Source organism: Pseudorhodobacter sp. (genome assembly GCF_034675685.1).
Taxonomy (GTDB): Bacteria; Pseudomonadota; Alphaproteobacteria; order Rhodobacterales; family Rhodobacteraceae; genus Pseudorhodobacter.
On sequence record NZ_JAUCDA010000001.1, the window covers coordinates 1 to 14,092 of the forward strand.

General features: G+C 58.4%; 14 protein-coding genes and 3 pseudogenes. 9 read left to right on the forward strand and 8 right to left on the reverse strand.

All coding sequences use genetic code 11. The features are described from left to right. Nucleotides 1–511 (reverse strand): DUF2793 domain-containing protein (locus tag VDP61_RS00005; RefSeq protein WP_323004896.1); only part of this gene is annotated, 511 nt, incomplete at its 3' end. A 448-nt stretch (nt 512–959) separates the two neighbouring features. Here VDP61_RS00005 and VDP61_RS00010 point away from each other — a divergent pair. Together VDP61_RS00010 and VDP61_RS00015 are read left to right on the forward strand one after the other, a co-directional pair. Beyond that, the gene (locus VDP61_RS00010) at nt 960–1,190 is read left to right on the forward strand and encodes a hypothetical protein (RefSeq protein ID WP_323004897.1); all 231 of its coding nucleotides are present in this window, start codon (nt 960–962) and stop codon (nt 1,188–1,190) included. Continuing rightward, complete coding sequence (locus VDP61_RS00015) at nt 1,177–2,100, forward strand: GSCFA domain-containing protein (RefSeq protein WP_323004898.1); 924 nt, start codon at nt 1,177–1,179, stop codon at nt 2,098–2,100. Before VDP61_RS00010 ends, VDP61_RS00015 begins: the two co-directional genes overlap by 14 nt. Nucleotides 2,101–2,225: 125 nt before the next feature. Here the strand turns inward: VDP61_RS00015 and VDP61_RS00020 are convergent, their stop codons facing one another. Beyond that, nucleotides 2,226–3,218 carry an NAD-dependent epimerase/dehydratase family protein gene (locus VDP61_RS00020; protein WP_323004907.1) on the reverse strand — a complete coding sequence of 331 codons (993 nt, stop codon included), beginning with the start codon at nt 3,216–3,218 and terminating at the stop codon, nt 2,226–2,228. A 347-nt stretch (nt 3,219–3,565) separates the two neighbouring features. Here VDP61_RS00020 and VDP61_RS00025 point away from each other — a divergent pair, with 347 nt between their 5' ends. Beyond that, nucleotides 3,566–3,832 carry a spike base protein, RCAP_Rcc01079 family gene (locus VDP61_RS00025; protein ID WP_323004899.1) on the forward strand — a complete coding sequence of 89 codons (267 nt, stop codon included), beginning with the start codon at nt 3,566–3,568 and terminating at the stop codon, nt 3,830–3,832. Nucleotides 3,833–3,982: 150 nt separating this feature from the next. Here the strand turns inward: VDP61_RS00025 and VDP61_RS00030 are convergent. Next, a pseudogene (locus VDP61_RS00030) lies at nt 3,983–4,195 on the reverse strand (IS3 family transposase); the annotation flags it as partial. Nucleotides 4,196–4,385: 190 nt separating this feature from the next. Here VDP61_RS00030 and VDP61_RS00035 point away from each other — a divergent pair. The 3 genes from VDP61_RS00035 to VDP61_RS00045 are packed head-to-tail and all read left to right on the forward strand — an operon-like array spanning nt 4,386 to nt 7,890. Continuing rightward, nucleotides 4,386–6,002 (forward strand): glycosyltransferase family 2 protein, encoded by a 1,617-nt coding sequence (locus VDP61_RS00035; RefSeq protein WP_323004900.1) that lies wholly within the window; start codon nt 4,386–4,388, stop codon nt 6,000–6,002. Next, complete coding sequence (locus VDP61_RS00040) at nt 5,963–7,000, forward strand: glycosyltransferase (RefSeq protein WP_416236473.1); 1,038 nt, start codon at nt 5,963–5,965, stop codon at nt 6,998–7,000. The genes VDP61_RS00035 and VDP61_RS00040 overlap by 40 nt, the downstream gene beginning before the upstream one ends. After that, nucleotides 6,997–7,890: a Stf0 family sulfotransferase gene (locus VDP61_RS00045; protein ID WP_323004902.1), complete on the forward strand. Its 894-nt coding sequence runs from the start codon at nt 6,997–6,999 to the stop codon at nt 7,888–7,890. Before VDP61_RS00040 ends, VDP61_RS00045 begins: the two co-directional genes overlap by 4 nt. Before the next feature lie 4 nt (nt 7,891–7,894). Here the strand turns inward: VDP61_RS00045 and VDP61_RS00050 are convergent, their stop codons facing one another. Then, nucleotides 7,895–8,884, reverse strand: a complete 990-nt coding sequence (locus VDP61_RS00050) for a glycosyltransferase (RefSeq protein ID WP_323004903.1) — start codon at nt 8,882–8,884, stop codon at nt 7,895–7,897. A gap of 124 nt (nt 8,885–9,008) precedes the next feature. Between VDP61_RS00050 and VDP61_RS00055 the strand changes: the two genes are divergently transcribed. After that, nucleotides 9,009–10,160, forward strand: coding sequence for a capsule biosynthesis protein (locus tag VDP61_RS00055; protein WP_323004904.1), 1,152 nt, complete (start codon nt 9,009–9,011; stop codon nt 10,158–10,160). 12 nt (nt 10,161–10,172) lie between these two features. Then, a complete protein-coding gene (locus tag VDP61_RS00060) occupies nt 10,173–11,771 on the forward strand; it encodes an ABC transporter ATP-binding protein (RefSeq protein WP_323004905.1) in 1,599 nt (532 codons plus the stop codon). Between the two features lie 7 nt (nt 11,772–11,778). On the opposite strand, the pseudogene VDP61_RS17785 reads toward VDP61_RS00060, so the two are convergent. The 4 genes and pseudogenes from VDP61_RS17785 to VDP61_RS17800 all read right to left on the reverse strand — a co-directional run bounded on the left by VDP61_RS17785 (nt 11,779) and on the right by VDP61_RS17800 (nt 13,074). Beyond that, nucleotides 11,779–12,206: pseudogene (locus tag VDP61_RS17785) on the reverse strand (UDP binding domain-containing protein). Further along, nucleotides 12,137–12,487, reverse strand: coding sequence for a hypothetical protein (locus tag VDP61_RS17790; protein WP_416236471.1), 351 nt, complete (start codon nt 12,485–12,487; stop codon nt 12,137–12,139). The pseudogene VDP61_RS17785 and the gene VDP61_RS17790 overlap by 70 nt, the downstream one beginning before the upstream one ends. Before the next feature lie 40 nt (nt 12,488–12,527). Continuing rightward, nucleotides 12,528–12,671: a hypothetical protein gene (locus VDP61_RS17795; RefSeq protein ID WP_416236472.1), complete on the reverse strand. Its 144-nt coding sequence runs from the start codon at nt 12,669–12,671 to the stop codon at nt 12,528–12,530. Further along, nucleotides 12,671–13,074 (reverse strand): annotated as a pseudogene (locus VDP61_RS17800) (hypothetical protein). Before VDP61_RS17800 ends, VDP61_RS17795 begins: the two are co-directional and overlap by 1 nt. A 526-nt stretch (nt 13,075–13,600) precedes the next feature. Between VDP61_RS17800 and VDP61_RS00070 the strand changes: the two are divergent. Further along, nucleotides 13,601–13,846 carry a hypothetical protein gene (locus tag VDP61_RS00070; RefSeq protein WP_323004906.1) on the forward strand — a complete coding sequence of 82 codons (246 nt, stop codon included), beginning with the start codon at nt 13,601–13,603 and terminating at the stop codon, nt 13,844–13,846. Nucleotides 13,847–14,092: the final 246 nt, after the last annotated feature.

A 14,092-nucleotide genomic window follows, 5' to 3' on the forward strand; every position in this document is an offset into this window, starting at 1 on the left:
GGCCTGACCAGCCAGTCTGGAACAGAAGGCTTGCCGTGTCGCCTGCCGCCGCTTTGTTCACGGTCAGCCGATGATCAGCCCCGTCATGGGTCAGCAGCGTTGCCTCGGCGGCAACGGTAAGGCGGTTTATTGCGCTGGCATCCGCCCCAATCCCCAAACGTGCAACGCGCTCGGCAGCGGCGATCCAGGCGGTCCCGTCCCATAACAGTGATCGGCGGCCCTGTGCATCCCAGGCCGTCCAACCCTCATTGGGGGTGTGAAACTCCCACCAACCATCGTCTTGCCAGATTGCGACCCTATCTGCCTGCCCGGCCCAGGCCCCTGACGCGCTGGTGCCCACAATCCACCGACTTCCAGAGAGGGGCACGGGGGGGGGCGTGTTGGAAATACCCGCAACCGAGAGCTGAACCACCGCATCGAGGATGCGAAGCGCCTCGTTGTGGGTGACGTGCTTTTGGGCCTGCGCCGCCTGAATATAGGGCAAAGCGAGGAGAGAAGAGGACTGCGACATGGCGACGGCTCCGATAGGGATTGCAGAGCCGGAAGCTAGGAGAGAGTGGCTAATGTTTCATGAAGCCCCCGATTCATCCCCCCGCTAATGGCCCTCCTGCCAACCGGCCCGCCTTTCAATCGGGCTACATTGCGGGTTTGAACAATAGGGGGCTTTGGTGGCATTGAACGCGCTCAACCTTGGCGTGCAAAACTTCAGTGACATCCGCACAAAGCTTTGCTTAACATAGGCCTGAGTTCGGAACAAAACTGCAACAAGACCAAAAATGCGGGGGATCGACTGGCAGGGCAATTATCAGGCAGGCTGCATGTTGGACCCGTTTCACGCCTTCCCGGATCCGAATAAATCGGTATCAGCCAAATCCGCACCTTCAGTGACCATTCGTTAAACACCGCCATGCCACACTGTGGCCCCAGACAAGCATATACATCAGAGGGACTGACGACACATGGTATCGACCCAACACGCATTAAATACCGCCCGTGCGAATGCCCATGACCGTTGGACAGGGGCCGAAGGATCGGCCGAGCAAAGGATCAAGGAACGGATTGTCATTCCTCTTGGGCGGCAAAGCTTTACGGCCGCCCCCTCGGATACGTTTTTTGCTGTGGGCTCCTGCTTTGCGCGTAATGTCGAGGAACGTCTGGCCCAGGGCCGGGGCAAGGGTGACCAGCCTTGATATCAAGGTTGATGATCTCGGGAATGGCTCGGCGCGCGCCGGGGGCATGTTCAACAAATATACCCCCCTTTCCATTCTCCAGGAGCTGAAATGGGCGGCCGGGCTGGAGGTTTATCCCGCAGAAGCGCTGCTGCCGGTCGGGGGCGGAGACGACTGCTATGACCCCTATCTTTCGGGAAAGGCAGGGCGCGGCCCGGTTGAAAGCCTGATGACACGTCGCGCCCAGATCGGGCAGTATTTTGCCCAAGATATTTTGGCCAATATTGCTGTTTTAACCCTGGGGCTGACAGAATCCTGGACCGACCTTGAAACCGGGCTAAGCCTGAATGAGGCCCCCCACCCGAAAGTTCTGCTGCGCTATTCGAAGCGCTTTTCCTTTGAGCGTCTGAGCCTTGAGCAATGCGAGGCGGCGCTGGCGGATATCGCGGCGATCCTGAAGGCGCATGGCAGGCCCGATCAAAAACAGATCATCACGGTGTCACCGGTGCCGCTTGGCCGGACATTTACCGAAGATGACATTATCATTGCCAATACCACGTCCAAATCCACCCTTCGGGTCGCAGCCCTGCGGCTGACAGAAAAATACGTCGATATGGATTATTTTCCCAGCTATGAGGCGGTGCTCCACAGCGACCCCGCCCTGAGTTGGCAGCGCGACCTGCGCCATGTCAGTGATGTGGTTGTAGGACAGATCATTCAGACCTTCATGCAGCGCTATGGCGTCATTGCCGATATTATTGAACCCGACAGCGCCATGATCAGCGCACTTTATGAAGATCCGATGTTTCTCAAATGGTCTGAAAACGCAGAGAGCCATGATGCACTGCTGGTAAAACTTAATCAGGAGGTGAATAAATACAAGAACATGGTCTTGCAGCTACAAAAGCAATTGCGCCAGGTGCAGGGCTGATCTGCGCATGAACCCTGCTACCGATCAAAGCGGTAGCAGGTTCGAACACCAAGGCTTATCTTCTCTTGCCCAGCCACAAAGGCCCAACCTGAACTGCGCGGGCGCGGGCCGCCCCTAAGCCGCCATCAGACCGCATAATAATCCCTGTACCAGCTTACAAACTGCGCAACACCCGTGCCGATATCGGTCTTTGGCATCGGGCCAATCAATTGGGTCAGCAGGCTGGCATCGGCCCAGGTGGCAGGCACATCGCCGGGTTGCATTTCCATAAAGTTCTTTTTGGCCTCACGCCCCAGCACAGCTTCGATCGCGGCGACGAAAGCCATAAGTTTGACCGGCTCTGAATTGCCGATATTAACCACCCTGAACGGGGCCACCGGGCTAAGACTATCCCCAAACAGCGGCGTTGCACCACGCAGGGGGGCTGTATCCATCAGCTTGCGCACGGCATAGACCAGATCCTCCACATAGGTAAAATCTCGCATCATATTGCCGTTATTATAAATATCGATCGCCTCATCTTGCAGCACGGCGCGGGTGAATTTGAACAGCGCCATATCCGGGCGCCCCCAAGGGCCATAGACGGTAAAAAAGCGGAACATGGTTGTCGGCAAATCATAAAGATGGGCATAGGAATGCGCCATCGCCTCATTTGCCTTCTTGGTCGCTGCATAGAACGACATCTGCAAATCGGCCTTATCGGTTTCGGCATAGGGCATCTTCTCATTCGCGCCGAAAACCGATGAGGTCGAGGCCATCAGCAAATGCTCTGGCGGAAAGGCGCGGGCCGCTTCCAGCAACTCAAACGTGCCAATCAGGTTCGAGTCCAGATAAGAGCGGGGCGCCTCTATGGAATAGCGCACCCCAGCCTGCGCCGCGAGATGCACCACCGCCCTCGGCCGGTGCTGCGCCATCAAATCCCGCAACAGGCCTGGCGTTTCCAGACGGGCCTCAACAGCGGTGAACCCAGCCATATCAGACAAGATCTGATGCCGGCGCTGTTTCAGGGTCACGTCATAATAATCGGTCATCGCGTCCAGACCAATCACGGTGCATCCCTCTTGCAGCAGTCTTTTGCAAAGGTGAAAGCCGATAAATCCGGCCGATCCGGTCACCAGAAAGGGGGCTGCCTGTTTTTACAATCATCATGGCCTCGGATATTAGGGTGTTGGTGTCAATCGGGGTATTTCAAAGCCCCCCGCGGCAGGTTTAGCCGGGTGTTGGTGGGACGGTCTTGATCGCATCCGTCAGCCGTCCTTCCTTAACAGCACCGATCCCCAGAAACGGCAAGCCCCCTACGGGCAGCGGGCAATCAAAGGGCGGTAGCGCCGCCATCCGCACCCATGTCTTCAAGCGTACGGTCCCGTTGCAGAGAGTTAACCTTTGCAGGTCAGATTTGTAGCGACCGATGCAGGGGCCGCTTTGCGCCTTCAATGCATCCGGCTGACCCAACTGGAGAACAGAGATGACAAACCCTTTTGAAAACCGTGCCCGCTCGCTTAGCGGTCCGGCCACAGATATTCTGCCGGTCATTCCGAACGACAGCGTCAACCTTGGCCAGGTTGCGCTGGCGCTCTACGTCGAATTGGCGGGGGCAATCAGCTTTATTACGGTTGCAGGGCAAACCCGTACGGTCCAGGTGGCGGGCAATTCGATCCTACCGGTTGGGGCCTTGCGTGTGCGCGCAACGGGAACCACCGCCACCGGCATTCATGCACTGGTTATCGGATGAGACTGGATTTCGGCATCGGGATTACATGCCCGCAAGTGCAATGATCAACCGCCCTGCCCGCCGGGTTGTTTTCGGCGGGCACCAAGGGGTTCTTTTTTGACCCGTTGCAAACTGGCCTTGTTGCGGTTTGGTTTCGATCTCTCATCTCATTCATGCGGTCTTTCTTTCGAAGGCCAAGGGGCTTTTCTCGCCGAGCGATGAGTGACGTCGGCGCGGATTATAGAAGCCCTTGATATACTGGAATATCGTGCCTTCTGCCTGGCGGCCTGTGTCCCAACGATTGCGCCAGATCAGCTCTGCCTTGATGGATTGGAAGAATGTCTCAACCATCGAATTGTCATAAGAATTTCCCTTGCCGCTCATCCGCCGCCCGTTTCGCAAATGATTGCTTTCATTTACTGCCTGGCAATGAATGCAAGCATCGCCTTTCAATTCACGCCATCACCCAAATTCCCGCATAGCTCCGACGGCGTTAAAGACGTGTCAGGATTTTCTGCCTAGGCTGGCTCTGCAATACTTATGGTTGTTCCTGAAAGGTAGAGGGCCCGCATATATGTTTCGCCAGATGGCCTCACTCCGCGCCCGCTTTCTTTTTGCCAACCTGAAACTTGACGGCAAGCCCTTCACGCTACAGGCCCCGGACGGCAAGGTCTTGATCCGGGGGGATACCGTGCGGTGGCGGCGTAACAGGCTGCATGTTTCGGGGCAGGCAGGCTGCGGAACCGTCACGTTGCGGCTTGGTGATATCAGCACGATGGTTCGGCTCCCGGCCCCTGCCTCACCGCCATCCCCCTCAATGGCACCGTTTTCAGTGACCCTGCCCTGGCCGATGAACCTGACACCGCAAAGCGGCCTGGCCGAGATTATAGCGTCGGATGAGGCACCGGACGCGGAAACCGCACGATACGAGCGCACCTCTATCGCCCTCGGTCCCGTGCGGCGGCAAACCGCCTTGCTGACGATGGAACTGATCTGGATTTTGCTGCGCCTTGGCCCTGCAATCTTGAAATGGCGGGTCGCTGGTGACCTTGGCCAACGCAGGCGGGTCAAACACGCGCTGCGGATTGATCCGCCCCCCGATGGCGGGCCGATTGCACCGGGTCTGTTCACCCCGGCCCCTCAGTCCGATCCTGCTTTCGAAAGGCGCGCCCCTGCTGGCGGGCCTATCGTGATAATCGTGCCCGTTTACAATGCCTTTGATGTGTTGTGCGAGTGTCTGGAACGGGTGGTCGCCCATACTGACCTGCCATGGACACTGATCCTGGTTGAAGATGTCTCTACAGATGTCAGGGTTCGGCCCTATCTGCGCGCCTTTGCCAAGGCCCGCAATAATGCGCAAATGCGCAGCGAGGGGCCTGTGATTTTGATCGAGCAAGAGGTGAATGGCGGATTTGTCACCAGTATGAACACCGCCTTTGCCTGCCTGGAGGCGCGGCCAGATTTGGCCGGACAGCCTGTTGTCTTGCTTAATTCTGACGCGCTGGTGCCGAAGGGCTGGGCGTCACGGCTGACGGAACCGCTTTCCGATGCCACAGTGGCCAGCGTGACACCCCTGTCGAATGATGCCGAAATCTTTTCGGTGCCGCAGATCTGTGCGCGCAGCGATTTGCAACCCGGTCAGGCAGAAGCGATTGATGCCGTTGCCCAACAGCTTTTGCCTGCAGCGGCCCTTGCCAAGGCCCCTACCGGCGTCGGCTTTTGCATGGCCATCGCCCCGCAATTTCTGGCCCGCGTTCCGCGGTTTGATACAGCCTTTGGCCGGGGCTACGGCGAAGAGGTGGATTGGTGCCAAAAACTGCGCGCAAGCGGGGGGCACCATCTGGGCACGGCGCGTCTTTTTGTCGAACATCGCGGCGGGGGCAGTTTTGGCACGGACCAAAAGCAAAAACAGATCGCCCGGAATGCGGCACTGATCACCGCGCGTTATTCTGGCTATGATCAGGACGTACAGGCATTTTTGCACCAAGACCCCCTGCGGGGACCGCGCCTTGCGCTTGCCGTTGCCTGGGCCGCATCGGCCACCCCGGACGCGCCTGTACCGATCTATCTGGCGCATTCGCTGGGGGGGGGGGGGCAGAAGGCTGGCTGGCGGCTGAAATCGCAACGGCGGGCAGGGCGGGCCGCCCTTTGGTGGTGCTGCGGGTGGGCGGCCCGGATCGCTGGCAAATAGAGGTGCATGCAGCCACAGGCAATGTGATCGGGCAAACCAATGATTTTTCATTGATAGAAAGGCTTTTAGAACCGCTGACACAGCGCCGTATTATCTATTCCTGCGGTGTTGGCGACCCCGATCCTTTTGATTTGCCCACGCGGCTGATTTCATTGAAACGGCGACCACAAGACCGGGTTGAGGTTTTGTTCCATGATTTTCTGCCCGTCTCGCCGTCGTTTCATCTGCTGGATGGCGTGGGGCGCTTTCATGGCCCTGTCACGCCCGAAACCATAGCGCCACTGTCTGCAAAAGCGGCGGCGGCCTATCAGGGCACCCGCCCCGGTGGGCAGGCCATAGGCTTGGCCGAATGGCAGCACGCCTGGGGCTGTCTGTTACAGGCAGCAGATGAAATCCGGGTGTTCTGCCCTTCGGGTGCCGCCCTGGTTGCTGCGGCCTGGCCCGGCCTGCGTGACCGCATAACCGTTCAGCCGCACCAGCTTTCCGCCAAGGGTCCGGGGGGTGACCCTTGGCACAACCGCCGGGTGCAGGGCCTTGGAATTGGGGTCCTCGGCAATATCGCGCCGCATAAAGGGGCGGCCCTTGTGCAAGAGTTGGCGCAGATGGGCGATGCAAAGCGTGGGTGCCGACTGGCGCTGATCGGGAATATTGACCCGGCCTATGCCCTGCCCCGCAGCTGCCCTGTCCACGGTACCTATATCCCGGCCGATATTCCGGTTCTGGCGGCCCATTACGGGATCACACATTGGCTTATCCCCTCAATCTGGCCGGAAACATTCTCTTTTGCAACGCATGAAGCCTTGGCGACCGGCCTGCCGGTTCTGGCCTTTGACATCGGCGCGCAAGGCGAGGCGGTGCGGGCCGCCCCGAACGGGATTGCCCTGCGCTATTCCCCCGACGGCGGGCTTGCTGCTGCGGTTCTGGGCGCCGTTCTGGGCACAGTTCTGGGCGCGGCGCCCCGACAGGTTGAGACGGCGCAGGAGGCGGAACCTACATGAGGGGTATCGCCCGTTTGCGCCAATTGCTGCGCCGCAAATGGGCGGGATACGCCCCGATAAGCGCGCTTGACCGTGCCCAGTTTGACCAAGACATGCTGCGCCCCGTCCCGCAGCAGCAATATGTAATGTTTTTCACCCCGCGTTCGGGCAGTTCCCGCGTTGCGGATCTGCTCAGCCGCACCAAGCGGATGGGGCGCGTTACCGAAAGCTTCAACCCCAATTTCATGCCAAACATGACCCGCGCGATGAATGCGGCCAGTCTGGAAGACTATTGCCTGATGCTTGAGCGCCGCATGCAAAAAGGTCGGGTGGCAGGGTTTCAGATTACCCAGCCACAACTGCATGTGGTCTTTGGCAACGAGAGCCGATTTCTTGCGCGATACGGGCATTGCCCCACCATCTGGCTGATCCGCCGTGATCTGGTTCTTCAGGCGGTATCGCTGTATAAAATGGTCACAACCGGCGTTTCGCATTCCCCCCACCTATCCGCAGATGCGCTGCACCACGCGGCGGCAGGCCTGATCTATGACGCGGCCGCGATTCGCTATTGGATAGACCACCTGCGCCATATCGAGCGCGCGACCGAAGCCTTGATTGCCCGGCTGCAAGAAACAGGCGCGCAGGCCCCCCTGCGGCTTTGCTATGAAGATAACGCCGCCGCGCCGGCTGCGACCTGTATCCGGGCAATCGCCGCGCATATCGGGGTTGATCTGCCGCAAGACCTAGTCTTTGTCAGCCCTCACCGCAAGGTAGGCAATGACAGGAACCAGCAGTTTGCCGAACGGTTCCGCAACGAACACCCGGCCCTGATAAACCAATTGGAGCGCGAGCGCGCCACCATGCTGGGCAAGATCACACCCCTTCCGACGCCAGATGCGGCCCCCCCCTGACGGGTTACAGCCGCCCTGCCGCCGCCGCCAGATGCAACATCAGATTTCCAGCCCGGCTCTGCCGCCAGACGCCAATCTGCCCCAGATCGCCAAGCTTTGGCCCCATAGTTTCTGGCCCCCCAAATCCTGCTCCGGATCCGGGGCAAGAGTGGCGTCGCGAAAGCCATGCAGAAAACAGCGTGGCACGGGCCCGGTTTTCCGGGGTCAGCAGGTCAGACATCTCGGTCAGGGCCGCCAGGTTGCGCCCGATCCAATCGGCATAACGCCGATCCCAGATCATGGCAAAGCGGCTCCAGGCCTTGCCAAGGCCGCGGTTGGCGCCAAGGTGATTTTTCTTGTGCTGGCGATAATAAAGACCGGGCCGATCATCATTGATCATCACAGCCCCTGCGCCGGACAACAGCAGATAAATCCACCAGTCATGATGGGGCACCCCCGCCCGCATTGCGGCAGGGGCCGTCGCTTGCAGCAATGCGGCGGCGGCCGGATCAAGGACCATCGTGTTCCCGGCCAGCACATTTTGCACCAGCGCATTGCCAAAATCCGGGGCCTTGGGGTGGCGGCACGACGGGCCCCGCAAGGCCAGATCAGCATTCGTCAGAATAGTTCGGCTGGCATAGACGCAGCCCTGCCCGCCCCCGGTTTTCATTTGGGCCATCATGACCTGCACAGCATGTTCAAGCCGGTTCGGCAGCCAGACATCATCTTGATCCGACAGCGCAACCCAGGCCCGCGCCGGCAGGTCACTTTGCCCAAGCAAAGAAAGAAAGTTGGCCGCACTGCCTTGTTTTGGGCCCTCATAGAAACGGATATCGCGGTCGGGATGCGCCTTGATAAAGCTGACGATAATATCGCGGCTGTCATCATCCGACCCATCATCGCTGACCCGAAGCGACCAGTTGACACCCGTTTGTGCCACAAAGGATTCCAGCTGCTGCCGCAGGTATTGCCCGCCGTTGAAGGTCCCCAACAAGATACAAACATGAGGCTTCATCATCGCACCTTTTTTTTTCTGATGCGGCTCAACCTAAGGTTATTTTGTAAAGATATTGTATGTAAAAATCGCCCTGCTTGTTCAATCCGACCCTATTTTTGCCAAGGCACGAGGCTTTTTCACTATGACCGACACGCGTTCCAAAGCGCTTTCTGTGCCGCCTGCCCGCCTGCGCAGTCGCCACTGGCTTGTCCTGATCAGCTTTTTCATTCTGGTGGTCATCCCGCCGGTGATTACCGGCTGGTATATGTGGACGCGCGCCGCTGATCGCTATATCTCAACCGTGGGTTTCTCGGTTCGCACCGAAGAAATGGGATCGGCGATCGAAATGCTGGGGGGCATTGCCCAGTTGTCAGGATCCAGTTCATCCGACACCGAAATCCTGTATAAATTCATCCAGAGCCAGGAACTGGTGGCCCGCGCCGAGGAAACGCTGGATATCCGGGCGATCTGGGCCAAGGGCAACCCGGAAAAAGACCCGGTTTTCGCCTATCACGCGCCCGGCACCATTGAGGATCTGGTGACCTATTGGCGCCGGATGGTGAAGGTTTACAACCACGATACCGGGCTTTTGGAACTGCAGGTTGAGGCGTTCACCCCCGAGGATGCGCATACCATTGCCGAACTGATCTATTCAGAAAGCTCTGACATGATCAACCGCCTGACCAGCATCGCCCGCGATGATGCAACCCGCTATGCCCGCGATGAGCTGGAAAAGGCGGTAGAGCGGTTAAAGGCCGCCCGCGAAACCATGACGCGCTTTCGCAACCGCACCCAGATTGTCGATCCGTCAGCCTCGGTTCAAAGCCAGATGGGTTTGCTGTCGTCTTTGCAGCTTCAGCAGGCCGAGACATTGATTGACCTTGATATCATGCAGCAGACCGCCAATCTTGGCGATCCACGCATCACCCAGTTGCAACGCCGCGTGGATGTGATCGAAGACCGTATCGCGCAAGAGCGTAAAAAACTGGGCATCGGAACCGGAGACGCCGCAGCGACCGGCGCCTTTGCCGATCTGGTCGGCGAGTTTGAGCGGCTTTCAGTCGATCAGAAATTCGCCGAGCAAACCTATACGGCCTCGATGGGGGCCTATGACAGCGCCGTGGCCGAGGCGGGCCGCAAAAGCCGCTATCTGGCCGCCCATATCCGCCCGACCCTTGCACAAGCGTCTGAAAGCCCCCACCGCGTGACCATCCTGATGGTTACGGCGCTTTTTGCCTTTCTGATCTGGGCGATACTGGTGCTTGCAGGCTATGCGCTGCGCGACCGAATATAGAGTGCATCCGCCATGATCATTCTGAAAAACCTGACCAAAGTGTTTTCCCTTAACGGCCGGCACAAGGTTGTCGCCGATAATATCAATGCTGTGTTCCCGTCCGGGGTTTCGGTCGGGTTGCTGGGGCGGAACGGGGCCGGCAAATCAACCCTGCTGGAACTGATTGCGGGCACAACACATGCCACCTCGGGCGAGGTGTTGTCGAGTGGAACCACCTCTTTCCCCGTTGGCCTTGCCAGCTCGTTGCACCCTGATCTGACCGGCGCCCAGAATACCCGCTTTGTCGCGCGGATTTACGGCGCCGATACCGAGGCCCTGATGGCCTATGTCGAAGATTTTGCCGAGCTGGGCGAACATTTCCACCTGCCGGTGCGGGCTTATTCCTCGGGGATGAAAGGCAGGCTCAGCTTTGGTATCAATATGGGGCTGGAATTTGATACCTATCTTGTGGATGAGGTAACTGCCGTCGGTGATGCCTCATTCAAGAAGAAAAGCCGCGATGTCTTTTTGAACCGCATGAAGACCGCAGGGGCGATTTTTGTCAGCCATTCGACAGGAACCCTGCGGGAACTTTGCACGGCCGGGGCTTTTCTTGAAGAGGGGCATCTGACCTATTACACCGACATCGAAGAGGCGATTGAACGCTATAGCCGCATCATGGACCGCTCTATGTCCATGCTCATGCCGCCGCTGCCCGAAGGGGCGGCAACCATGAAATTCCCCGCTGATGCCCGGATGCTGTTCGGGATCGGCCTGCCCCAGACCCGCACCGACTGGCTGGGCGATTGCCTGCGCCGGCATCGCCCCTGCCATTTCAGCAAACCCCGCGAATTGCATTATTTCAACAGCCGCGCCGGGATGGCCGATACGACCCGTGAGCGGCGCTTCAAGGCCGCACAACAGCTGGGCACCCGGATCGGCAAGGAAACCATCGAAGAACAGCGCAATACCCTGCGGCTGATCGGCGAAATCAGCGCCCTGCTGTCCATCCATACCGCGCCAAAGAATGGCCCTGATCGCCATAATGCCTACATTGACTACCTGCTGGCCGGGCGCAAGACGCAGCCCATCCTTTGCGATTTCACCCCCGCCTATGCGCTGCTGTCACAAGATGATTTTGCCGAGATGGCCACGATCGGCCATGCCCGCTTTGTCTGCGTTCTGCGCGACCCTGCCAGCCGCCTCTGGGCCCAGATATGGGAGGAATTGCCAGGCAGTGACAGAACGCAAGCGGCCTGTGAGGCGGCCGCCCGCGCCTTGCTGGCCAGGCCAGAAACCCTGCTGACCGCCTATCCGGCCGCAAACTATACCCGGCTGGTGCAAGCGCTGGAGGGGGCAACAGATACCGGGCGGATTTGCTGGATGTTCCATGAGAAACTGACAGGACGCGCCGCCCTGAAGCCATTGAGCGACTTTCTGGATATTCCGAATATCCCCGCACTCAGCCTGCCGCCCCTGCCCGAACCGCCAGAACCAGGCATACCCGCCGATATTCGCAGCGGGCTGCGCGCCCTGCTGGCCCCGCAATACAGCGCCATGCTGGCGCGGTTCGGGGCCGCCCTGCCCGCCACCTGGCAGGCAGGGCTGCTGAGCGGCGAAAACGCCGGGTAAAGCGACTTCAGGCTGTCGAGGCGCCCCGGCGGCCAATGGCCTCATAGGCGATAAAGCCGGCCTTGATCACATCCGCAGGCGCATAGATATTGCGCAGATCGGCCATGCGCGCTGTTGGCATCCCCGTCGCCAGGCGCTCAAGGTCCAGCGCCCGAAAATCATTCCACTCGGTCAGAATAACCAACAGATCAGCGCCTTGTGCCGCCAGATAGGCATCCTCCAGCCACTCGACGCCCGGAAGCAGGCGCTCGCCCTCATGGCGCCCCTGCGGATCTGTGACGCGAACGCAGCCCCCCCGCCAAGCATTGCCGGAATAAGCGTCAGGCTGGGCGCGTCGCGCATATCATCGGTATTGGGTTTGAACGTCACCCCCAGCACCGCAATCGTTTGCCCGTTAAAGGAGCCACCACTAAGGTCCAGCAGCTTGTCAACCATCCGCCGTTTACGTCCTCATTGACCTTGATTACCGCCTCGGTAATCAGCATTGGACAGGCATGCTCTTGGCCGATACGGGCCAGCGCCTTGGTATCTTTTGGAAAACAGCTTCCGCCATAGCCCGGCCCGGCATGCAAGAACTTGTTCCCGATCCGGCCATCAAGCCCCATCCCCCTGGAGACCTGCTTTATATCGGCGCCCACTTTTTCACACAGGGCTGCGATTTCATTGATAAAGGTGATCTTGGTCGCAAGAAAGGCATTGGCCGCGTATTTGATCATTTCGGCCAATTGCCAGATCGGTCAAGATGATCGGAAAATCTTACCGCAGATACAGCGGGCGATAAATGTCAGACATCACCTTGCTGGCCCGTTCGCTTTCAACCCCTACCACAACGCGGTCCGGCTTCATGAAATCTTCGATCGCAGCCCCTTCGCGCAGAAATTCGGGGTTGGAAGGCGGCATCAAAATCCAAATCTGGATTGGCCGCAGCAACCACCGCTGCCAGCTTGCGGTTGGTTCCGACAGGCACGATGGTCGGTGACGACAACGATATAATCCTTGGCGATACGGGCAACCTCTTCTGCTGCCGCCATCACATATGTCAGATCGGCATGGCCGTCACCGCGGCGCGTAGGCGTGCCAACCGCGATGAAGACAACCTCGGCACCGGCCATCGCCTCGGCCAGATCAAGCGTAAAGCTCAGGCGGCCTGCCTCTACATTTTTTGCCATCAAGGTTTCAAGGCCTGGCTCATAAATCGGGATCTCGCCTTTTTCAGCCGTTCTATCTTGCGTGGATCCTTGTCGACACAAACCACCTCATGGCCAAAATCAGAAAAACAAACGCCAAACGCCAAGACCAACATAACCGGTGCCAATAACAGCAATCCGCATTCATTCTCTCCCTATGGGTATTTTCGTGCCGTTGTGACGTAGTTTCTTCACGTTATTCCCATATTCCAAAAGGAAATGAAACCAGCCTTGCCATGTTTCAGCCCCCTGATGTTGCCGTGGGGTAAGCAGCCAAACCCAGTGCTGGCATGATCCCTGCCAAGGCCCGCCGAAAGAGGCCCTGCATGACCACAAAGCCCAACAGGCCTGGCCCCCATTGCCAACAAGCCAGAAGCTGCGCTTTGCGACACCCGCACGATTTTGGCCCCTGATCCTGCGAGAGATGGCCTCGACGCATGGCAGGTCACCCGGCGGCTATATCTGGATGGTGATGGAACCCTTGCTTGGGATTGCCTTGTTAAGTGCCATTTTTTCGCTTGGGTTCCGCAGCCCACGCATCGGAATCAACTTTCCGATTTTCTTTGCCACCGGGATGATGCCGTTTTTTCTGTTCCATCAACCTCCGGCAAAGTTGCACAGTCCATCACCTATTCCAGATCTTTGCTGGCCTATCCCAAGATCACCTTTGTCGATGCCATTCTGGCAAGAGCCATCCTGTCTGTGCTGACGCAAGTGCTGATCAGCTGCATTGTCCTGACCGGAATATGTCTGGCCTTTGAAACCCGCACAGTGTTTCTTATTGATCGCGCCTTCATCGCCTATGCCATGGCTGCGGCCCTGGGTCTTGGCGTAGGCCTGCTGAACTGTTTCATGTTCACAATGTTCGCTTTATCAACGCGCCTGTAATGCTTTAGTACAACCACTGGTTTTGATCTCGGGCGTGATTTCCTTTATGAAAGTCTGCCCGAATGGGTGCAGCATATGCTGTGGTACAACCCGCTTATGCATGTCACCGGGGAATTGCGCGGGGCATTTTTCCCTCCGATGTGAAGACCAAATATGTTAACCCCGCCTATGTCTTTGGCGTCGCCCTGAGCATCGGACTGATCGGTTTGGTTTTTTTGCGGCGTTACCACAGAGACATGCTGGAGC